This window comes from Lacticaseibacillus suibinensis (assembly GCF_003946175.1).
GTDB classification, from domain to species: Bacteria; Bacillota; Bacilli; order Lactobacillales; family Lactobacillaceae; genus Lacticaseibacillus; species Lacticaseibacillus suibinensis.
Genome location: NZ_RHOK01000029.1, coordinates 1 through 20,944, shown reverse-complemented (window position 1 = coordinate 20,944; position 20,944 = coordinate 1). Strand labels below are relative to the sequence as shown.

Genomic DNA, 20,944 nt, shown 5'->3' with positions numbered 1-20,944 from the left:
TTAAGCTTCTCTACGCCGAGAGTAGTTGGTGGGTGACTGCCTGCGAGGGTAGGAAGCTGCCGCGCTTTGTTTTTATTCCGGATTAGCTCAGTTGGTAGAGCACCTGACTGTTAATCAGGTTGTCGTCAGTTCGAGCCTGACATCCGGAGCTAAACAACCAGTCCAAGCGGGCTGGTTTTTTTGTTTTTGGCGTTGATCAACAGGTTGAAAATGACAGGAATCGCGGTGGCCATTTTGCTTAAAAAGGGGTTTACACCGGCTTTTCCCTCCTGTATAATTACGTTTGTTGTGATGAAACACATCATGCCGTCTTAGCTCAGCTGGCAGAGCATCGGTATCGTAAACCGAGGGTCGAAGGTTCGAATCCTTTAGACGGCATTCTAGCTTTATTCCCCATAGGTAAAAAAGGAGAACGTTGGTAAAACAACGCTCTCCTTTTTGTGTTGGCTTAAGACTCACTGGCCAGGGTGTGACTAGTCTGGACTTTATCATGCATCCAGGAAGGTCATGCTGCTGGTTTTTGCCCGACGCTAAACCGTTCCGGGCATGAGTCTGATTATCTGTCATGTCAGTTTGATGGCTTAATCCTCATCATTGTATGAAGGCTTCTTTAGACCAGAACCCTTGATCGTGATGGCATCGATGTACTTTACTTTGCTGAGGTTCTCCCCATAGTGGTAGGTTTTAACAGTGGCGAGCAACTTGACCTTCGTATGGCCGTAAATATTGTCCGTATAAGTAGCTTCATAATCAAAGTTGGCCTTTATCGATCCAACAACACCTCCGTCGTAATAGATAGTTAAATATTTGGCAGACGCGGGTAGCTTAACTTTCACTTCTGTATTGTGTGTTGGGTCGTCGAATCTTTTTATAATGCCGTTGTTATTTACCCCGGATTTAATTTCCATCCTTTGCTGATCGCATCCCACTATTGTTAGGGTAAAAAGAACCAAAATAATTCCCCAGAGCCTTCTCATTAACATGAACCTCCGACAGTTTGCATGAAGTAATCTCTATCACGCGGATCTGTATAGCCATTTAGCACCTCAATATTTCTAATGTGCCAAGGCGTTGGTTAATCAAGGGAAAAGAGTGACAAATCGTATTGAGCAGAAAACGAAGACGCTGCCTATTTCAGACATAATGATACCATAGGGACTTTACAAGACTATTTTCAACTATCAAAGTCATACGAAGTCTTAATTGTCCATTATTCCCAAATGAGATAACCCTTGAATACCCGACTAGAGGTCGGTGACCATTCGGTAGCGAAGAACAAGCCAGCTTTGTGTCCGCGCTCCAAAGGAGGTACAAGTCTGGGACCTCTTCGCGGTTAATTCACCAGAAGAATTTCGCCAACCGCCAATCACATGCCACCCAACAATATCTGAATGCTACTTTACATCAACGCTTCAATCGTGTCTGGCATTGTGGACGGAAGTTGCTTGCTCGCGAAGTATTGTTATACTGGATAGATGAGCAATTAACCAAGGGGGAAACAAAATGGCAAAGCGGAGGCGGCAACAGTACCGCTCGTTGGGTGTCGTGGTGGCGGTGCTGATTGCCTTAGTTGGCTGGGGCGCCAATCAACTAGGAGTCCTGCAGCAAAAAGGCGAGGCAGGCACCACCATTCAGGCGCCGGCGGCTAGTGGCGTGCAAGCCAAGCTGGAAGGGCTGGATTACAAAAATGATTCCGCACCTGTAGTCACGGTCGATCACAATCAATCAGGGCTGAATATGCGGCAGTGGCAAGGCCCACAGATTATCTATGGCAACTTGGACAGCCTCAATCGCACCACGACCAATACTGGGTATCTGAACAAGCAGACCCTGATCCATTCAGCGGGACGGCCGAGCCAGCAGTTTGAGCCCACTGGGTGGCACAATCGATATACCTTAGTGGATGGCAAGCGGGTCAATCGCCAAAACCGTGGGCATCTGATTGCCTACACCCTGTCAGGGAACTTGGATGTGGATGGTAAGTTTCAGCAAGGTGAGCTTGGCTCCAGTGATAATCCGAAGAACCTGGCGACGCAAACGGAATACGCCAACCAGGTGCTGATGCAACCCTATGAGCAGCAGGTGCGAGATGCGATTGCCAATGGCCAAAAAGTCATCTATAAGGTCACCACGATTTTTCGCGGTGATGAGCTGATGCCGCGCGGCTACTGGCTGCGCGCCAAGTCGGATGGTAGTCTAGATTTTAACGTGTATATTTTCAACGTCCAAGCCGGCATCAAGTATGATTACGCGACTGGGCGCAGCGTGGTCGACCAAAGCGTTAAAGTGCCGCAGCAGTAACGTAAAAATGCCTACCCTGACTTGAGCCAGAGTAGGCATTTTGCATTCGTTATTCATCATCGCGGAACCGCAGCTCTTCCTTGTCTTCCGGCGGCGCCACAATGGGTGAGCCTTGCCAAAAGACGATATCGAGGCTGTTGTCAGGGTAGCGCTGGTATGTGATGTCCAATTCATCAAACGTTTTTTGCATGATGGCAAAATAGACTGACAGCGGGGCAGTTTCCAGCCGCCCGGATAACACCATCAGATACTTGACCATTTCTTCAAACAGGGCCTGGGTCAAGCCGATGGGCTGGGTGAAGGACAGGTCGATATAGAGCAAGTCTTCGGTGTCCCGAACGATGCCGACCTTTTTCAAGGGAAAGCCGCCAAAGGTTCCCGCATCCTGCAGGGTGTAAACGATGTGCTTGGCCTGGCCCTTGGTGAAGGCCGGTTTTTTGAACATTAAATGCCACATGGCCATGACGCTGGCCTCCTTTGAACCGTTATCTTTCATTTCGAGTATAGCACACTGCGGGGAGGTGGTTTGGTTCGCCTCATTTGAATAATTATTAAGTTCTAATTGAAAGCGCTACGCCACTCATAAACCCCACATTTTAGGACGAAAGTCGGCATTCTGAATGAGTCCCTAGTAAATAGGCTTTTTTAAGCGATGCAAGATATAAAATGTGAAACTTACAAAGAGTCTCATGAGAGTTTTTCGGTGCGCTTTTTTTCATATTGAGAGCATAATCATTCACGCTTATAATGTTTCTTTGTATTCTCAGCGAAATCGATTCAACGTATTCACGAGATGAGAGGAAGTATTATTTTCGATGAAAGAAAAATCTAAAGACCGCGCCTTTATGGGGCATCCGCGAGGGCTGCTCACCTTATCTATGACGGAATTCTGGGAACGCTTCTCGTATTATGGGATGCGCGCCATTCTCATTTATTACATGTACTATTCCGTCGCCAAAGGTGGGCTGGGCTTTGATCAAGGCACCGCGCTGTCGGTGATGTCCATTTATGGCTCCTTGGTTTACTTGAGTTCGACCATCGGCGGCTTTATCTCCGACCGGTTGTTAGGCGCGCGGCGCACCGTCTTTTGGGGCGGGGTGCTGATCATGTTTGGTCATATTGTGCTGAGCCTGCCGTTTGGCGCCGGGGCGCTGTTTGCCTCGATTGTCCTGATTGTGATTGGGACTGGGCTGCTCAAGCCCAATGTGTCTGAAATGGTCGGCAATTTGTACGGGGAAAAAGATCTTCGCCGCGATTCCGGCTTCAGTATTTTCGTCATGGGGATTAACCTGGGCTCCTTGATTGCGCCGCTGATCGTCAACTGGGCGCAAGTGAAGTTCAATTTCCATGTCGGTTTTTCGCTGGCGGCGTTCGGGATGGCAATCGGGCTGATTGTTTATGCCATCGATAGCCGCAAGTATATCGGCGAGCAAGACAACCAGGCCCCAGATCCGCTCAAGCCCGGCGAGCTCAAGCCACTGCTGATCAAAGTGGCTAGCGGGCTGGCCGCTGCCATCATCGTGCTGGGCATCATGGCGGCCACCGGCAATTTGACCATTGCTAATGTCATTATGCTACTGACGATTATTGCCATCGCGGTGCCGATCACTTACTTTGTGATGATGCTGACGAGTAAAAAAGTCACCAAAGTGGAGCGTTCACGGGTCTGGGCCTACGTGCCGCTGTTTATTGCGGCGGTGATTTTCTGGGCGATCGAAGAGTCTGGCTCCAGTGTGCTGGCAGTGTTTGCCGCCAACCAGACCCAGCTGACCTTTGGCAGTTTCAAAATCCTGCCTGGCTGGTTCCAGATGCTTAACCCGCTGTTTATTTTGCTGTATGGGCCGGTGTTTGCCACCTTATGGGTCAGGTTGGGCAAAAAGCAGCCGAGCTCACCGAAGAAGTTTGCTTATGGGCTGCTGTTTACCGGGGTGTCTTACCTGGTGATGATGCTACCGTTGATGCTGGCGGGCACCGACGCGCGGGTGTCGCCGCTGTGGTTGGTACTGTCATGGGCGATTGTTGAAATCGGCGAAATGTTGATTTCCCCAGTGGGCCTGTCTGTGACCACCCGCTTGGCGCCGAAGGCTTTTGCTTCCCAGATGATGAGCATGTGGTTCTTAGCGGATGCGGCGGCGCAGGCGGTGAACGCCCAGATCGTGCGGCTGTACACGCCAAGCACCGAGCTGGCTTATTTCGGGATTTTCGGCGGTCTGACCATTTTGTTCGGGCTGGTGATGTTCCTGATTGTGCCGCGCATCGAAAAGCTGATGCAAGGGGTCAACTAACACCGCTGCCGCGAGAGGCAGCGGTGAGCTCCACTTGGGGCGCGCAGCCTGCTGTGCGGCCGGTTGGAGCCACAAAGCGGTCTCCAACCTAGTTTCGAAGCCGCAGTCGCTACGCTCCGATGCGTCTTCAAAACTGCCGCGAAAATCAGCCTTTAGCCTGCCCAGAACGCAGGTTAAAGGCTGATTTTCGATTCACGGCAGGTCACGCACCCCAAGCTCCGTCCACCGCCGCCTCCCGCTTGTTAGGACGAGCCCGGTGCCATCAGCGATGCGCCAGGTCGGTGGCTGGCATCATGGTATTGGCGGCGTTCAGCCAACAAACACATGTAAAAGCCGCTTTTCTTCTATTCTTCAGTTGCAGTTGTTGGTTCGCTAGTAAAGCGCCGCATCCAAGCGGCTAACAGGGTGATCAGAACCGCGCACCCGCCAAAGACCGCCCAGGCCAGAGTGGGGCTGCTGAGGTTGGCGATGCCGAGGAACAAGGCGGTGCCGGCGGGGGCGCCGATCATGATCAGGGTTTGCAAGGCACTGGCGACGGTGGCAAGGTGCTGGTTGTCCACGCGGCTCATGATTTCAGCCGAAAGTCGCGGGTTGATTTTACCAATGGGATAGCAGGCAATGACCAACAATGCGACCATGGCGAAGCTGTTATGCCAGACCACCAGATCAAGCGCCAGCAGTGCCAGGGCGCCGGTGGTGATCATGGTCAAAGCTGGCAGTGACCAGTGCTGTAAGCCATCATGCATGAACAAGGCGGCAACAGTGGTGCTCAGCGAGGCGCTGATGCCGATGATGGCCAAGGTGACGCCGAAGTCATGGGCAAACCAGAGGCTGGTCGTGTTGGCAATCAGCACGGACAGAAGGCCATCAATGCTGGTGCCAAGGGCATTGACGCCCACGGCTAAGATGATGATGGCAAACAAGGCGCGGTCTTGCACCATAAACTGCATGGCGCGTTTGAAGCCTTGGACCATGTTCTCTGGGGCAGCCGCGACTTGCTCGGCCGCAGCTGCGGTATCAGCGGCCTTAAATTGATGGCGGCCTTGGAGCAAGACTAGGGCTGCCAAGGCAAAGCTGGCCGCGTTGATCAGGCCGAAAGCAACATAGTTATGGTGCAGCATCAAAATCAGACTCGTGCCCACAGCTTGAAAGACCATGCTGATAATGTTGCCGACGCCGGACAGAAAGCCCAGGCCGGTTTGATACTCGTCTTGGCTGTGCAGGATATGCTTTTGGTAGTGGAAAATGAGATTACCGGTAAAATCGGCAATCAGGTCGGAACCCACGTTAATCGCCAAGAGTAAGGCGAAGGTGGCCAGCGTGCCTGGGGCCTGAATGATGATGGCCAGGCCCACATAAAGGGCTGCTTGCACCAGCCGCAGCCAGAACATGAAGCTGAACCGGCGCTGGGCAGGGGTGTGATCAGCTAGGTAACCGGAAGGCATCGTCACCAGCGTGGGCAACAAGTTAGCAAGCGTGACCAGCGACAAGGCTAGCGTTTTGAAGGGTAGGGTCTGGGCGTAGATCATAAAAACAAAATTGAACATGACAGAGCCGATATTGCTGAGGAAAGCGGCGTTAGCGAGAATGCGGAAAGGTTTGTTTGTGCGATAAATGTTCATGATGATGACCTCCAAGCTTTGATGAGGTCATCATAGTTGACAATCTGCTCGCTTCCCGGCATATTTGTCATATATGTCAAAAGAAGTGAGGCAAAGCATGACGAATTATGGGCAAATTTATCGCCAGTTGCGGCAAAGCAAAGGCATCACCTTGGATGCTGTGGCCGCTGAAACCGGCTTAACCAGTTCCTTTATCTCACGGTTTGAGCGGGGGAAAAGCACAGTGTCACTGCCGAATTTCGAGGCCCTGCTGACCGCCATCAATCTGGCGCATCCAGAGTTTTGGTATCATGCCCAGCATGCGGATTTGCCGGCGGGGCTTAATGCCGACGAGGAGAAAATGGTGTTGGTGCAGCGACAACTGCCGTTTTTGTCGCCGTTTCTCAAGCAAACGGACTATTCCAGTGAGAACGTCAGCGAGCTGACGCAGGCGCGCGATGAGGCGCTCGCTGCGTACCGGGCGGTTTCAACTCGCAACCGCCACTTTACTTATTTGTTCTACCAAGGGCTATTGGCGCTGGTGTCGCATCCCGACCAGCCGGTGCCAGACCGCTGGTCGCTACCGGTGACGCAGTACTTGCAGCAAGTCGACAGCTGGGGCGTTTATGAAGTGCAGTTGTTCAAGCTGTTTATGCCCATGATGCCGACGCAGCTAAATTTGCAGCTACTAAGAATCGCGGTGAAGCTGACCAAGCAGCTCCAGGCCACACCGGTGTATGAGACGATGTTGTTTGATTTACTGTTCGGTGATTTCAGTGCGCAGCTGGCGGCGCATGAGTTAACCGCAGCCAAACAGATTTTGGCCTTACTTGATGACGCCTCCTTGAAAAATTTGGAGCCACTTGTCCGGCGGTTTGCGCATGGCTGGCTGGCGATTGTGGCCGGACGTCGCGCGGAGGGGCAAGCCATCTGCCAAGCAGCCATCGATTTGATGCAGGCGGTCGAGCAGCCGGCCATGGCGCAGCTGTGGCAAAAAAGACTGCAGTTTTTTCTGGCGGATGAGAAGAATACAATGGTGTTTATCAGTCTATAAGGAGGTTGCCCATGGTAAAGCTTGGCTTTAGTGTTGATAACCATTTCGACGTGAACCGCATTGATCCCGATGAAGCGGCACGGCGGCAGGCAGCCTACCTGCTGGCACATCATTACGCCGTTTACATCAATGCCGGCGATAGCTTCAATGATTTTCAAAAGACGCTTGCGTATTATCACCATCTCCAGCAGCTGGTTGGTGCCGCGGTCCAGATTCGCTTCTTGGCTGGCAACCACGATTTGGTCAAAGGTATCAGCTATGAAGAGGCACAGCGGCCAATCGACCCACTGTATCTGCATGAACAAGCGCTGGCGGTCGGGGACAATACGGTTATCATCGGTAACAACGGCTGGTATGACTATACGCTGGCGCCGCAGGACTTGCAGCAGACTGCTGATTTTGCCCAGTGGAAACGGGCGTACTGGATTGATTCAGCCATCGATCAACCGGTCACCGATGCTGAGCGCATGGCGCGCGTGCTGACGACAACGCGCCAGGCACTGGCGGCGAACGCTGGGAAGCGCGTGCTCTACGTGACCCATTTCGTGCCGACGCCAGCGGCCATGTATTACAGTCCTGAACATCAGTGGTGGCAAATGGCCACCGGGATGATGGGTTCCGCCAAGCTCGGCGTGATGCTGGAGCAGGCGCAAGTTGCGGCAGTGGTGTTTGGCCATTTACACCGCCGGCAAGCACCGCTTAAGCGTGGAGGGACCACCTATTACCATCAGCCCATGGGCTACGGCCTGAAGCGGCTGAACGAGTGGCAGACGGCCGACTGGTTTCATGAATGGGAATCGACGCTGGTGACGCTGACGGCTTAAGGCGAGGAAAAGGATTGCATTTGCGCCGATTTTTCGCTATTCTAATAAACGTTGATTGATGGAGGATTAGCGAAGAGGCTAAACGCGACGGACTGTAAATCCGTTCCTTCGGGTTCCTAGGTTCGAATCCTAGATCCTCCAGTTCTGGTCAAGTAGCGGCGGCTACTTGGCCTTTTTTGTCGGAGGTGTGTGATGATATTTGAAACCGACCGGCTTTTTGTCCGGGAAATGATCGCGGCAGATGTGCCGGCGTTGAAGGAAACCTTGCAAGACCCTGAAGCGATGTCCGCCTACGCGCATGCCTTCTCAGATGAGGAAGTGGCGGCGTGGCTCGCCAACAACCGGCGGCGGTACGGCGAAGATGGGTTCGGATTGTGGGCCGTGATTCGCCGCCGTGACGGGCAATTTATCGGTCAATGCGGGCTGACCAAACAGGTCTTCGGTGAACAACCGGTGGTCGAAATTGGGTATCTCCTTGCGCGGAGGTACTGGCATCACGGCTATGCCATTGAGGCCGCGCGGGGGGCCAAGCGATACGCTTTTGAACAGCTCAAGGTGCCAGAAGTATGGTCCATTATTCGCGATACCAATTTTGCGTCGATGAATGTCGCGATTAGAAATGGGATGCTCGTGCGCGGGCGGATGGTCAAACACTATTACGGCATCGAGATGCCACATTATGGGTTTTCAGTGCGGCAGGAGGGCTAACTCGGTAGCCCCAGTGCTGTGGCCTGGTTGTGATGCGCGGCCACGCGTCGCAGGTAGCTACAGCCCGCCTTTCGAAGTCAAAGAGCGACTTCAATGTGCGGGGTAGGCGATTTTTGGGGTAAGTGCGCCCAGCGCCACAGCCTTTTCTAATTGACAGTCCCCACTGCAACAGCTAGGCTGAAAGAAAACGAGCAGGGAGCGATGGCAATGAAAATCGGCTTTATTGGTGCCGGCAATATGGCGCAGGCCATTATTCAAGGATGGTTAAAGGCCAAGGCGGTCGCGCCGAGCGATGTCTTAATTCACGGCGGAACGCCGGCGCATTATGAAACCTATGCAGCGAAAACTGGCGTGCAGGCGCTCGCGTCTAATCGTGCAGTGGTTGAAGCAAGCGACTATGTGGTGCTAGCGGTGCACCCAGAACTGGCGTCAGATGTGATCGATGAAATCGCGCCCGCCTTGGCCGCCAAACCGGTGCCGATTTTGTCGTTGCTGAGCGGGGTTTCGTTATTGCAACTGGAAGGTGATCTTGGGACCAAAGCCATCCCGTTAGTGCGCGTAATGCCGAATTTGAATGTGGCGATTAACGCTGGGATCACGGCGTATGCGGCTAATGAGGCAGCGGCGCCTGTTCTGCCGGCCGTGGTTGATTTGCTGAAGCAGCTTGGTGAAACCATTGCGCTACCAGAGGCTGATTTTTCTACCTTTGTGGCGTTAGCCGGTAGCTCGCCAGCGTTTGTCTACATGTTCATCGATGCGCTGAGCCGCGCTGGGGTGAAGTACGGGCTGACCAAACAGGCCGCCACCAAGATCGCGGCGCAAGCGGTGCTCGGCAGCGGCGCCATGGTTGTGGCCAGCAGCGATAGCCCGATGGACCTGGCGGATAAAGTCGCCAGCCCCGGTGGCACCACTGTGGCCGGGATGCTGGCGATGGAAGCGGCCGGTTTCATGCCATCAGTGGTGGCGGGGGTGGATGCAACCATTGCTAAGGACCAAGAATCGCGGTAAAGGGTTGCTATTTCGGTCTATACCATTTACAATAATGGTGACAGTACCGCGGGTTTAGGAAAGGAATGGGGTAGCGTGGAATCGCCAGTTTATATTCAAATCCATAATCAGATTCGGCAGGAAATTGAGGCCGGTAAATGGCAAATCGGCGACCGCATCCCAAGCGAACGCGACTTGGCGGTGACCTTCAACGTGTCGCGGATGACCTTGCGCCAGGCGATTCAAACGCTGGTCGATGAAGGCATTCTCGAACGCCGCATTGGCGCCGGCACTTTCGTGGCCAATCGCAAGGTGCAGGAAAAAGTGTCCGGCGTCACCAGCTTTACGGACATCATGATTGCCCAAGGAAAAAAGCCATCCAGCAAAACGATTTCCTACCACGTCGCCAAGCCTTCCTTGTCGGAAAGCGAACAGCTTAAGCTGGCTGACGGTGATCAAGTGCTGCGCATGGAGCGCATTCGCTTCGCCGATGAGACGCCAATTAGTTTTGAAGTGGCGACAGTGCCGTATGAGCTGGTCAAGATGTTCAGCAAGGCCGAAGTCACCAAATCCTTCTACCACACCTTGGAGAAAAAAGGTGGCTATGTCCTCGGCGGGGCGCATCAAACCGTCAGTGCGATGACGGCTTCCGAGCGGATTGCCGAATTTCTCGACATTCGCCGCGGGGATGCCATCCTGCGGTTGCGGCAGATTTCTTATCTGCAAGATGGGCGGCCGTTCGAATATGTGCGGACCCAATATGTGGGTGAACGCTTCGAATTTTATCTGGAACGCTAAAAATAACAAATCACTGCGCGTCTTGGCGATTCCGCCAAGGCGCTTTTTGGTTACCGGTAAAGTCTGAAAATTTCATTGCCTCGGGGCCAAACGGTTTTCATCTTGAACCAGCGATTAGCGCCGTTTTTGCTCCACCAAACATGAAGATTCGGCTGAATAAGCGAATCTAGTGCCGCGGCGCCGTCTGATTTTGGTATAATGGTGAGCAACTGGAAAGAATGAAACTAGCTGACAGCCTCGGGCAACCGGTGGCAGAAGGAGCAGAATACTTATGAAATATGCAGACGACAGCTTAGTCTTGCATACCGACTTTTACGAGCTGAACATGATGTACACGTATTGGCAGCAAGGCATTGCCGAACGCAATGCGGTGTTTGAAGTGTACTTCCGCACCCTGCCTTTTGGGAGCGGGTTTGCGGTGTTCGCCGGGTTGGAACATGTCGTCAAGTATTTGCAAGATTTGAAGTTCACCGATGATGACATCGCCTATCTGCGGGAAACCACGCCCTATCCTGAAGAATTTTTGACCTACCTGAAGGACATGGCATTCACTTGCACCGTGCGGTCGGCGGTCGAAGGCGACTTGGTGTTCAACAACGAACCCATCATGCAGGTGGAAGGGCCGTTGGCGCAGGCGCAGCTAGTTGAAACCGCAATTTTGAATATGCTGAACTATCAGACGCTGGTGGCCACTAAAGCTGCCCGGATCCGGGCGGTGGTAGGCGACGATCCGCTGATGGAATTCGGCACCCGCCGCGCGCAGGAAACGGAAGCGGCCATTTGGGGCACCCGGGCCGCGTACATCGGCGGCTTCAATTCCACCTCCAATGTGCGGGCCGGCAAACTGTTTGGCATTCCGATTTCCGGCACGCATGCCCATGCTTTGGTGCAGGCTTACCGCGATGATTATCAGGCCTTCAAGGCTTATGCCGAGGTCAATCATGACGTGACCTTCCTGGTGGACACCTATGACACGTTGCGCTCTGGTGTGCCAGCGGCAATCAAGGTGGCGCGCGAAATGGGCGACCGCATTGATTTCCAAGCGGTGCGCATTGATTCTGGCGATATGGCCTACATCTCCAAGCGCGTTCGCCAGCAGCTGGATGAGGCTGGTTTTACCGATACCAAAATCGTCGCCTCCAATGACCTGGATGAAAACACGATTCAGAGTCTGAAAATGCAAGGCGCCAAAATCGACGTCTGGGGCGTCGGGACCAAGGTGATCACTGCCTACGACCACCCAGCCCTCGGGGCGGTTTACAAGCTGGTGTCGATTGAAGACGAAACCGGCGCCATGGTGGACACCATCAAGCTGTCCAGCAATGCGGAAAAGGTTTCGACCCCGTCCAAAAAGCAGGTGTGGCGGATTACGCGCCACTCCAACGGCAAGTCCGAAGGGGATTACATCGCCCGGGCCGAAGAAGAAGTGGCCGAGCTGGATGAACTCTACATGTTCCATCCCAGCTATCCGTACATCAATAAAACCGTGCGTGATTTCGACGCGCGGCCGGTACTCAGATTGATTTTTGATCAAGGCGAGCAGGTTTACCAACTGCCAAATCTGAGTGACATCCGCGAATTCTGCCTGCGCAGTGTCGATTCCCTGTGGGACGAATACACTCGGGTGCTGAATCCACAAGAATACCCAGTCGACTTGTCTCAGACCTTGTGGGACAACAAGATGGATCTGATTAAGCACGTGAAGACCAAAGTGGCCAAGCAGCAACTATAATTATCCAACGACAGCGGGGGCCGCGGCCTCCGCTGCTTTGAATCAAAGGAGATTACTATGCGTCCATTACAACAAACGATTATCGATGACTTACACGTTGCGCCAACGATTGATCCGCAAACCGAACTGCGGCGGTCGGTTGATTTCCTCAAGGCTTATCTCAAAAAGTATCGTGGCCTTAAAACCTATGTGCTAGGCATTTCCGGCGGCCAAGATTCGACTTTGGCCGGGGCGATGACTGAAATCGCCGTTAAAGAGCTACGGGAAGAAACGGGCGATACCGGTTATCGCTTCATCGCCGTGCGCCTGCCTTATGGCGAGCAAGCCGACGAAGCCGACGCCATGGCCGCCATTGACTTCATGCAAGCTGATGAAACTATGCGGGTGAACATCAAGCCCACTGTGGATGCCATGACCGCCGCCGTTGAAGCCAACAAGCTGACCGTCAGTGACTTTAACAAAGGCAACATCAAAGCGCGGGCCCGCATGATTGCCCAGTATGCCATTGCCGGTGCGCGCCAAGGGGCCGTGATTGGCACCGACCACGCCGCTGAAGCCGTGACCGGATTTTACACCAAGTTCGGCGATGGTGGGGCGGATGTGACCCCATTGTCGCGCCTGGACAAGCGCCAAGGCGCTGCGATTTTGAAACTTCTCGGCGCGCCGGCGCACCTCTACGAAAAAGCCCCAACTGCCGATCTGGAAGAAGACCGTCCGGCTTTGCCTGATGAAGTGGCGCTGGGCGTATCGTACCGTCAAATCGACGACTACCTGGAAGGCAAAACGATCGACGAGGCTGCCGCCGAGAAGATTGAAGCCTGGTATCTGAAGACAGCTCATAAACGCCATTTGCCAATCACGGTGTACGATACGTTCTGGAAGTAGGCACGAACCAACTCGGAATCTCTTTGGTTGTCCATCATAGGGGACGTGAGCGGGTATGCTCGAGTCAGCCACCAATGTAGGGCAGGCCAACCGGAGCCGGCAGGGGCTCAAAGCGCTGGCCACCACGTTCCAGCCCCTGCCGGCGGAGGTTGACCTGCCCGGCCGCTACCGCTAATACTTGCAAAAACTGCAGTGGACTTGTTATACTGAGACCACACATAAGGGAGTAACTAGCGGCCTAGCCGCGGTAACGCCACCAACTAGGAAAAATTCTGGTGTTACCTGAAACTGTGAGACTTGTGCGCTGTTTAGACAGCGACAAGTCTCTTTTTTTCAAGTTAGTCCCGCAGAGGAGGAAAACTGATTGACTGATAAAGCATTTTATGCAATCACATCTGACGAAGCGCTGAAGCGAGTCCAGACTACGGTGGCTGACGGCTTGAGTGCTGACACTGCGGCCCAGCGTTTGGCTCAAAATGGCCCGAACGCTTTGGCCCAAGGGAAAAAGAAAACCCTCGCTGAGCGGTTCTTGGATCAATTCAAAGACTTCATGATCATGGTCCTGCTGGCCGCTGCCCTAATTGCCGGGTTTGTGGTCCACGAATGGGCCGACGCTGGCATCATTTTGGCTGTGGTGATTTTGAACGCGATTTTCGGCGTGTTCCAAGAAAGTAAAGCCGAAGAAGCCATTGATGCCTTAGCTAAAATGGCCACGCCGAGCGCCCATGTCCGGCGCGGTGGCCAAATTCTGACCATTCCCAGCTCTGAGCTGGTGGTCGGCGATATTGTGCTACTGGAAGCCGGTGACGTGGTGCCAGCCGATCTACGCTTGGTGGAATCGGCCAATCTGCAAATCGAAGAGTCGGCGCTGACCGGGGAATCCGTGCCAGTGGACAAGCAAGTCGATCCGTTGACCGGCGCTGACATAGGGATTGGTGACCGCACGAACATGGCGTTCATGAACTCGAACATCACCTACGGCCGTGGCGTCGGCGTGGTGGTGGCTACGGGGATGCAAACAGAAGTCGGGCGCATCGCTGGCATGTTGAATGCTGCGCATGAAACCACGACGCCGCTGCAAGATAACTTGAAAGCCTTAGGGAAAACCCTGACCATCATGATTTTAGTCATTGCGGTGATTGTCTTTGGCGTCGGTGTGTGGCGCGGCGCGGAAAGTGTGCCGGAAATGTTCCTGACCGCTATTTCACTGGCCGTGGCCGCCATTCCAGAAGGCTTGCCGGCGATTGTCACGATTATTTTGGCCTTAGGCACACAGAAAATGGTCAAGCGTAACGCTTTGGTCCGCAAGCTCCCGGCGGTGGAAACCCTGGGCTCCACCGACATCATTGCCTCGGATAAAACCGGGACCTTGACCCAGAACAAAATGACCGTCGAAAAGGTGTACTACGATGGCACCTTGCATGAAGCCAGCGCCGGCATCACCTCAGCCAACCCAATCATGACCATCATGAACTTTGCCAATGACACGCAGGTTCAAGATGATGGTAAGTTGCTAGGCGATCCCACCGAAACCGCGCTGGTCGCCTATGGGAAAACGCAAGGCTTCGACCTTGATGCCGCCTTGGCCAAGGAACCGCGGGTGGCAGAAGTGCCGTTTGACTCGGAACGGAAACTGATGACCACCATCCATCAGCTGGCTGATGGCAGTTATCTGGTGGCGACAAAAGGTGCGCCGGATCAGCTGCTCAAGCGCACCACCCAGCTGGCAACCGGTGATGAGGTGGCCCCGCTGACCGAAGCCGATCAAAAACAAATATTGAGTGCCAATAAAGGCATGGCCACCCAGGCCCTGCGTGTGTTGGGGATGGCTTACAAGCACCTTGACACGTTGCCAGCGACCATTGATACCACCACCATCGAGCAAGACCTGATTTTTGCCGGGTTGGTGGGGATGATTGATCCAGAGCGGCCGGAAGCCGCTAAAGCCGTGGCGGAAGCCAAAGCAGCGGGCATTCGGCCAATGATGATTACCGGTGACCACCAGGATACCGCCGAAGCGATTGCGGCGCGGCTGGGGATTATCGAACCTGGCGACGACGCTGCTGTGATCACTGGCGCCGAGCTTGACAAGCAAAGCGATGCCGAATTTGAAAAGAATGTCACCAAGTACAGCGTTTACGCGCGCGTGGCGCCGGAACACAAGGTGCGCATTGTCAACGCATGGCAAAAGCGAGGCAAAGTGGTGGCGATGACCGGCGATGGCGTTAATGATGCGCCGGCACTGAAAGCCGCTGACATTGGCATCGGCATGGGCATCACCGGGACCGAAGTGTCTAAAGGCGCCTCAGATATGGTGCTGGCGGATGACAACTTCTCGACCATCGTGATTGCTGTTGAGGAAGGGCGCAAAGTCTTTTCCAACATTCAAAAGAGTATTCAATATCTCTTGTCCGCTAACCTCGGGGAAGTGCTGACCTTGTTCATGATGACCATGCTCGGTTGGGATCTGCTGGCGCCAGTGCACATCCTGTGGATCAACCTGGTCACCGATACCTTCCCAGCGATTGCGCTGGGCGTTGAACCCACCGAACCAGGCATCATGAAGCAAAAGCCGCGCGGCCGCGCTTCCAACTTTTTCACTGGCGGCGTTGGCCCGGCTGTGATTTGGCAAGGGCTGCTGGAAGGCGCCTTAACCTTAGGCGTGTACTTTATCGCCATCACTTGGCCGGTTCACTCGAGCTACGCCGCAATTCACGCCGATGCTTTGACCATGGCGTATGCGACCTTGGGCCTGATTCAACTGTTCCACGCCTTCAACGTGAAGTCGGTGCACCAAAGCCTCTTCACTGTGGGCGCCTTCCGGAACAAAGCCTTTAACTGGGCCATTCTGGTGAGTGGCTTGCTGCTGGCCGTGACGATTTTGGTTCCAGGCTTTAACGGCCTGTTCCACGTGACTACCTTGGACCTCTTCCAATGGGCGATTGTCCTCGGCGCCGGCGTGGCAATTATTGTCATCGTCGAAATCGTGAAATTTGTTTTACGCGCTACCAAAAAACGGTAAACTGGGGAGCGGAGGTTATTTCATGAATAAAAATCAGCAAAAAATGGTCCACTACAGCAACGTGATGAACGCCGTGATGAGTGGCACCGAAGAAGAACAAAACCGCCTTAGTCCGAAGTTCACCGCTTTGCGTAAAGCCATCGACGACAAGCAACTCGCTGAATTCGACGCTGGTGAGTACGCTAGCACCCACGAGTTATTTACTGCCGGCACCGCTCATTACGCTGAACTCTTGGCCCAGCTGGAAGCCACCATGCCGCCTGCCCGCTTCATCGGCACGCACAAGCGCCTGATCAGTGCCTACCGCGATTTTGTCGCCGGCTGTGAAGCCATGACCGCTAGCTTAGGCGAAACGCCCGCTGACCTGGATCAGCCGGCCTTCGATGCCGCCGAAAAAGCGCAAGATGAAGCCACCGAGCACATTTTGACGCAACTCAGTAAGATTACGCGCCTCGCGTAGACCAAAAGCAATCAGCTCAGGCTGGTTGTTTTTTTGCTAGATGTTTTAGACCATTGAGTTGACCTGCCAGCTCAATTGATTACGGCGGCAGCCTGCGAGAAACGACGAATAGGCCGATGTTTAACTTAAGCCTACTGTTATCTAGCGGGTGCGCCTCACCAGCCGCACCCGCGCCCTTAAAAACAAAAAAGTTTGATTTCCCAGTTGACAGCAGAAATCTGAACTCGTAACATAAAGGCATCGAATTCAAGGAGGACACCAACATGAAGCAGTACACTACCGAAATTAATGTTCGCTGGCAAAGCCAACTGTAGGTAGGTCGCAAGGCGCGACCTGCCAGATGCGCAGGTCGTGTCTATGTTGGCGTTTTACACGTGTCCGCATAGACCCCGCTTAATTTGGGACTATGCGGATTTTTGTTTCGGCAGATTTCCGCACACCTGTGCACAGAAGTCTGCCGATTTTTTTGTGGAAAAGGGGAGTACAACATGAAACGAATGATTGGATTAATCGTGGTGTTACTGGGCTTTTTGGGGTTTGCCTTTGTCACCACCAGCAAACCAGAAGCCGCTAAGCCAAAACAGCAGGTGCAAACCGTGGGGATTTTGCAACTGATGAGCCACCCCGCGTTGGATGCCATTCATAAAGGTATCATCGCCGGCTTGAAGGACGAAGGGTACACCGTCGGCAAAAACGTCAAAATCGATTTTCAAAACGCGCAGAACGATCAAAGCAACATGAAAACCATGTCCGAACGCTTCGTCAACGAAAAAGCTGACGCCATGATCGGCATCGCGACGCCTTCAGCGCAAGCCTTGGCGGATGCGTCAAAGAAAATCCCAATCGTCCTCGGCGCGATTACTGATCCCAAAGGCGCCGGGTTGGTGCAGGACAATCAAAAGCCCGGCGGCAACATCACCGGCGTGTCTGACCAAGCCCCGCTGAAAGCGCAGCTGAAGCTGGTCCGCAAGCTGATGCCGAATGCCAAGCGCTTAGGCGTGATTTCCACTTCCAGCGATGCTTCCGCTCAGGTCCAAGCCAAAATGGTCACCAAAGCGGCGCCGGCAGAAGGCTTCACGGTGAAGAACTTCACTATTGCCTCGACCAATGATTTGCATCAGGTAGCGGCCCAAATGGTCACGCAAGTCGATGCGATTTTCGTCCCGACCGATAACACGATTGCCGGTGCGATGCCAACGCTGGTCCAAGTGGCCAACAGCCGCAACATTCCGGTGTTCCCAACCGTGGATACCATGGTCAAAGACGGCGGGGTCGCCACGCTGGGTCTGAACCAATATCAGCTCGGGGTTGAAACCGGCAAGATGACCGCGGCCATTTTGAACGGTAAGGATCCCGCCACCACGCCCATTCATTTCGAGAAAAAAGGCAAGCTGATTATTAACCTGAAACAAGCCGCGAAAATTGGGCTGACGATTCCAGATTCCGTCATCAAAGACGCTGAAAAGAATGGGGAAGTGATCAAATGATTAGTTTAGGGGTATCTGCAATTGGCCAAGGGCTCTTGTACGGGCTGCTTGGGGTCGGGTTGTTTCTGACCTTCCGGATTTTGGACTTCCCGGATATGACCGTTGAAGGCACGTTTCCGCTCGGGGCCGCGGTGGCCGTCAGTGCCATCTCCCATGGCCTTTCGCCGCTGATGGCTACTTTGCTGGCGATGCTTGCTGGCATGGCGGCTGGGGCGTTAACCGGGTTCTTGACCACCACTGGTAAGGTGCCGATTTTGCTGGCGGGCATTCTAGTCATGACGGGTTTGTATTCCGTTAACCTGCGCATCATGGGGGCCGCGAATGTCTCCTTGCTCAACAAGGCGAACCTGTTCAACGCGCCGTTTTTGAAAAACTTACCACCTTACTTTGACAGCGTGGTGGTTGGCCTCATCGTCGCCGTTATTGTGGTGGCGCTGCTCATCCTGTTCCTGAACACGCAGATTGGCCAAGGCTTCATTGCTTCCGGGGACAACCCAACCATGGCGCGGAGCCTCGGCATCAACCCGGCCCATCAGCAAATCCTTGGCCTGGTGGTCGGTAACGGCCTTGTTGGCATTGCCGGCGCTTTGATTGCCCAAAATAATGGCTATGCCGATGTGAACATGGGGATTGGCGTCATTGTCATCGGCCTGGCCGCCATCATCATTGGCGAGGTGCTGTTTGGCGAATTGACCTTAAGTCAGCGGCTGGTGGCCACCGTGCTTGGTAGTATTCTCTACCGCTTCGTCCTGCTGCTGGTGCTGGCGCTGGGCTTTTCAGCCAACGATTTGCAGCTGCTGTCCGCCATCATCTTGGCGATTGCAATCATGGTGCCAACGATGGAACACAAGCTGCGGATCCGGCGTGTTTTGAGAAATGGGGTGCAACACAATGACTGATGTCCAATTACAAGTTGAAAATGTCGCCGTAAATGTGGCGGTGGGTGATACCGCCCGTGCTTTGCTCAAAAACATCAACCTCAGCGTGAAGCCCGGTGAATTTGTCACGGTGCTTGGTGCCAATGGGGCCGGTAAGTCCACGCTGTTCAATGCCATCACTGGCGATGTGCCAGTGGCTGGCGGCCGCATCACACTGGCTGGGCATGACATCACCGATGAGCAGCCTGAGCGGCGGGCGCGGCTGATTGCCAGGGTTTTTCAGGATCCGAAAATGGGCACCGCGCCGCGGATGACCGTGGCCGAGAACCTGCTGCTGGCCAGCCGCCGCGGCAAGCGCTTGTCGCTTGGCTCGCGCCAGCTCAATGCGCGCCTTGAAGAGTTCAAGACCCTCGCCGCGCAAACGGGGAACGGGTTAGATCAGGCTTTGAACAAGCCGACCGAAGAGCTGTCAGGGGGCCAGCGCCAAGCCTTAAGTCTGTTGATGGCCACGATGACCCAGCCGGAATTGTTGCTGCTGGATGAACACACGGCGGCGCTTGATCCCCACACCAGCAAGGCGATTATGACCTTGACGCAGGCAATCGTCAGCCGGGAAAACCTGACCTGCCTGATGATTACCCATCAGCTTGAAGACGCGCTCGCTTATGGCAACCGGATGATTGTGCTGAAAGATGGCCAGATTGCCTTTGACTATGATGCTGACGCCAAGGCCAAGCTGACGCGGGCTGATTTGCTGGAATACTTTGGCTAAAACGAAGGAGGCGCAGGGTGTCTGATCAGGAACTACAGCAGCTGGTTGAGGCTGTGTCGCTGCGCGATTTTCACCGACCGTTTGTCCATCGCGCCACCTTCAACCGGCGCCTGCGTAGCACCGGCGGCCGGTTCCACTTGCCAGATGAAAACCTGGATTTTAATCCAAGCTTGTTTGCCGCCGAAGACGAAACGGTGCGCATCGGCATCATTCGCCACGAACTGTGCCATTACCACTTGTACCGCCTGCACCGCGGTTTTCACCATCGCGACCAAGACTTCAAGCAGCTGTTGGCTCAGGTCGGCGGTTTGCGCTATGCCCCGCGGTTAGCAAGCAAACCGGTGCGGTACTTGTATCGCTGCAGTTATTGCGGGCTCGAGTATCCGCGTCAGCGCCGGATTAATCTACGCCGTTTCGCTTGCGGCCGGTGTCATCATCCGCTGGTGCTGGTAGCGGCGAATTGAGCAAAAAAGGCGGAAACCCGTTGACATTGCCGGAAGGCTCCCATATACTATTTCTTGTGCTTCTGGCATACCATGCGGGTGTGGCGGAATTGGTAGACGCGCAAGATTAAGGATCTTGTGATCATTATTGATCATGAAAGTTCGAGTCTTTTCACCCGCAGAGAACAATGTAGCCTCACGATCTGGTTGTAAAACCGCTAATCGTGGGGCATTTTTCTGCCATTAGTCAGGAGATAGTTAATAAAGCCGGATTTCTTTTTTTCATCATGATTTGCCACACTTGGAAAGTATCGCTAATCAGGTTCAGCATACCTCAAACGGATTTCATGTCCTTTTGCTATTTGAAGCGGCACAAATTATCATAGGTGATTTTGCTATTCTCAAGGCCGCTTCCGTGATAAAATTTTGACTGTAAACTTTGGGGGTGAAAGATTGTCAGATTGCACCGTATACCATGGGACACCCTACGAGGCTGGAAGAGATTTATTGCTACAAGGCAAGTCTGCCGTTCGATTTCCTCATCCATCAAAAAAAGAGTCCCCAGTTTACAATTCAAGTGCAACACCCTGACGACTAGACCAAAAAGGCCATGAAGACCTATTCTTGTTAGTACTAGCTAAACAAGAAAGCAGGAATCTTCATGACCCACTCTCAGACTAACACCCACAAGCATTACCAACAACTCA

The 20,944-nt window shown here is 53.7% G+C and carries 18 protein-coding genes and 4 tRNA genes; 19 read left to right on the top strand and 3 right to left on the bottom strand.

Annotation, left to right across the window (positions count from 1 at the left end):
- Positions 1–76 precede the first annotated feature (76 nt).
- Positions 77–149 (top strand) — tRNA-Asn (locus EKM90_RS11535).
- A gap of 156 nt (positions 150–305) precedes the next feature.
- Positions 306–378: transfer RNA gene (locus tag EKM90_RS11530), tRNA-Thr, on the top strand.
- 203 nt (positions 379–581) lie between these two features.
- Here the strand turns inward: EKM90_RS11530 and EKM90_RS11525 are convergent.
- Positions 582–977, bottom strand: coding sequence for a hypothetical protein (locus EKM90_RS11525; RefSeq protein ID WP_125582791.1), 396 nt, complete (start codon positions 975–977; stop codon positions 582–584).
- A 526-nt stretch (positions 978–1,503) separates the two neighbouring features.
- Between EKM90_RS11525 and EKM90_RS11520 the strand changes: the two genes are divergently transcribed.
- On the top strand, positions 1,504–2,301 hold the full coding sequence (locus tag EKM90_RS11520; RefSeq protein ID WP_125582789.1) for a DNA/RNA non-specific endonuclease: 798 nt from the start codon (positions 1,504–1,506) through the stop codon (positions 2,299–2,301).
- 49 nt (positions 2,302–2,350) lie between these two features.
- Here EKM90_RS11520 and EKM90_RS11515 read toward each other — a convergent pair whose 3' ends face one another.
- Positions 2,351–2,764, bottom strand: coding sequence for a hypothetical protein (locus tag EKM90_RS11515; RefSeq protein ID WP_125582787.1), 414 nt, complete (start codon positions 2,762–2,764; stop codon positions 2,351–2,353).
- Positions 2,765–3,116: 352 nt separating this feature from the next.
- On the opposite strand from EKM90_RS11515, the gene EKM90_RS11510 reads away from it, so the two are divergent.
- A complete protein-coding gene (locus tag EKM90_RS11510) occupies positions 3,117–4,586 on the top strand; it encodes a peptide MFS transporter (protein WP_164507972.1) in 1,470 nt (489 codons plus the stop codon).
- Positions 4,587–4,930: 344 nt separating this feature from the next.
- On the opposite strand, the gene EKM90_RS11505 is transcribed toward EKM90_RS11510, so the two are convergent.
- Positions 4,931–6,208 carry an MFS transporter gene (locus EKM90_RS11505; RefSeq protein WP_125582785.1) on the bottom strand — a complete coding sequence of 426 codons (1,278 nt, stop codon included), beginning with the start codon at positions 6,206–6,208 and terminating at the stop codon, positions 4,931–4,933.
- A gap of 97 nt (positions 6,209–6,305) precedes the next feature.
- Between EKM90_RS11505 and EKM90_RS11500 the strand changes: the two genes are divergently transcribed.
- The 15 genes from EKM90_RS11500 to EKM90_RS11430 all read left to right on the top strand — a co-directional run bounded on the left by EKM90_RS11500 (position 6,306) and on the right by EKM90_RS11430 (position 20,418).
- Positions 6,306–7,241, top strand: coding sequence for an Rgg/GadR/MutR family transcriptional regulator (locus EKM90_RS11500; RefSeq protein WP_164507971.1), 936 nt, complete (start codon positions 6,306–6,308; stop codon positions 7,239–7,241).
- Positions 7,242–7,252: 11 nt separating this feature from the next.
- Positions 7,253–8,065 carry a metallophosphoesterase gene (locus tag EKM90_RS11495; RefSeq protein WP_125582781.1) on the top strand — a complete coding sequence of 271 codons (813 nt, stop codon included), beginning with the start codon at positions 7,253–7,255 and terminating at the stop codon, positions 8,063–8,065.
- A gap of 60 nt (positions 8,066–8,125) precedes the next feature.
- Positions 8,126–8,206 (top strand) — tRNA-Tyr (locus EKM90_RS11490).
- A 51-nt stretch (positions 8,207–8,257) separates the two neighbouring features.
- Positions 8,258–8,773, top strand: coding sequence for a GNAT family N-acetyltransferase (locus tag EKM90_RS11485; protein WP_125582779.1), 516 nt, complete (start codon positions 8,258–8,260; stop codon positions 8,771–8,773).
- Positions 8,774–8,980: 207 nt separating this feature from the next.
- Complete coding sequence (proC, locus tag EKM90_RS11480) at positions 8,981–9,781, top strand: pyrroline-5-carboxylate reductase (RefSeq protein ID WP_125582796.1); 801 nt, start codon at positions 8,981–8,983, stop codon at positions 9,779–9,781.
- Between the two features lie 75 nt (positions 9,782–9,856).
- A complete protein-coding gene (locus EKM90_RS11475) occupies positions 9,857–10,558 on the top strand; it encodes a GntR family transcriptional regulator (RefSeq protein WP_125582777.1) in 702 nt (233 codons plus the stop codon).
- 271 nt (positions 10,559–10,829) lie between these two features.
- A complete protein-coding gene (locus tag EKM90_RS11470; protein ID WP_125582775.1) occupies positions 10,830–12,290 on the top strand; it encodes a nicotinate phosphoribosyltransferase in 1,461 nt (486 codons plus the stop codon).
- A 57-nt stretch (positions 12,291–12,347) separates the two neighbouring features.
- Positions 12,348–13,175, top strand: a complete 828-nt coding sequence (gene nadE, locus EKM90_RS11465; protein WP_125582773.1) for an ammonia-dependent NAD(+) synthetase — start codon at positions 12,348–12,350, stop codon at positions 13,173–13,175.
- A gap of 364 nt (positions 13,176–13,539) precedes the next feature.
- Positions 13,540–16,197, top strand: a complete 2,658-nt coding sequence (locus tag EKM90_RS11460; protein ID WP_125582771.1) for a cation-translocating P-type ATPase — start codon at positions 13,540–13,542, stop codon at positions 16,195–16,197.
- Between the two features lie 22 nt (positions 16,198–16,219).
- Positions 16,220–16,657 (top strand): hypothetical protein, encoded by a 438-nt coding sequence (locus EKM90_RS11455; RefSeq protein ID WP_125582769.1) that lies wholly within the window; start codon positions 16,220–16,222, stop codon positions 16,655–16,657.
- Positions 16,658–17,145: 488 nt separating this feature from the next.
- Positions 17,146–18,144 carry a tryptophan ABC transporter substrate-binding protein gene (gene trpX, locus EKM90_RS11450; RefSeq protein ID WP_125582767.1) on the top strand — a complete coding sequence of 333 codons (999 nt, stop codon included), beginning with the start codon at positions 17,146–17,148 and terminating at the stop codon, positions 18,142–18,144.
- Positions 18,144–19,043: an ABC transporter permease gene (locus tag EKM90_RS11445; protein WP_125582793.1), complete on the top strand. Its 900-nt coding sequence runs from the start codon at positions 18,144–18,146 to the stop codon at positions 19,041–19,043. Before trpX ends, EKM90_RS11445 begins: the two co-directional genes overlap by 1 nt.
- Entirely contained in the window at positions 19,036–19,794 is a 759-nt protein-coding gene (locus EKM90_RS11440) for an ABC transporter ATP-binding protein (RefSeq protein WP_125582765.1), read from the top strand. Before EKM90_RS11445 ends, EKM90_RS11440 begins: the two co-directional genes overlap by 8 nt.
- 17 nt (positions 19,795–19,811) lie before the next feature.
- Positions 19,812–20,258: a SprT family protein gene (locus tag EKM90_RS11435; RefSeq protein ID WP_125582763.1), complete on the top strand. Its 447-nt coding sequence runs from the start codon at positions 19,812–19,814 to the stop codon at positions 20,256–20,258.
- Positions 20,259–20,332: 74 nt separating this feature from the next.
- Positions 20,333–20,418: transfer RNA gene (locus EKM90_RS11430), tRNA-Leu, on the top strand.
- The last annotated feature ends 526 nt before the right edge of the window (positions 20,419–20,944 follow it).

Coding starts and splice junctions, on each gene's coding strand:
- EKM90_RS11515 (WP_125582787.1), bottom strand. CDS start 2,764: ATGGCCATGTGGCATTTAATGTTCAAAAAACCGGCCTTCACCAAGGGC.
- EKM90_RS11510 (WP_164507972.1), top strand. CDS start 3,117: ATGAAAGAAAAATCTAAAGACCGCGCCTTTATGGGGCATCCGCGAGGG.
- EKM90_RS11440 (WP_125582765.1), top strand. CDS start 19,036: ATGACTGATGTCCAATTACAAGTTGAAAATGTCGCCGTAAATGTGGCG.
- EKM90_RS11485 (WP_125582779.1), top strand. CDS start 8,258: ATGATATTTGAAACCGACCGGCTTTTTGTCCGGGAAATGATCGCGGCA.
- proC (WP_125582796.1), top strand. CDS start 8,981: ATGAAAATCGGCTTTATTGGTGCCGGCAATATGGCGCAGGCCATTATT.
- EKM90_RS11525 (WP_125582791.1), bottom strand. CDS start 977: ATGAGAAGGCTCTGGGGAATTATTTTGGTTCTTTTTACCCTAACAATA.
- nadE (WP_125582773.1), top strand. CDS start 12,348: ATGCGTCCATTACAACAAACGATTATCGATGACTTACACGTTGCGCCA.
- EKM90_RS11520 (WP_125582789.1), top strand. CDS start 1,504: ATGGCAAAGCGGAGGCGGCAACAGTACCGCTCGTTGGGTGTCGTGGTG.
- trpX (WP_125582767.1), top strand. CDS start 17,146: ATGAAACGAATGATTGGATTAATCGTGGTGTTACTGGGCTTTTTGGGG.
- EKM90_RS11470 (WP_125582775.1), top strand. CDS start 10,830: ATGAAATATGCAGACGACAGCTTAGTCTTGCATACCGACTTTTACGAG.
- EKM90_RS11500 (WP_164507971.1), top strand. CDS start 6,306: ATGACGAATTATGGGCAAATTTATCGCCAGTTGCGGCAAAGCAAAGGC.
- EKM90_RS11495 (WP_125582781.1), top strand. CDS start 7,253: ATGGTAAAGCTTGGCTTTAGTGTTGATAACCATTTCGACGTGAACCGC.
- EKM90_RS11505 (WP_125582785.1), bottom strand. CDS start 6,208: ATGAACATTTATCGCACAAACAAACCTTTCCGCATTCTCGCTAACGCC.
- EKM90_RS11455 (WP_125582769.1), top strand. CDS start 16,220: ATGAATAAAAATCAGCAAAAAATGGTCCACTACAGCAACGTGATGAAC.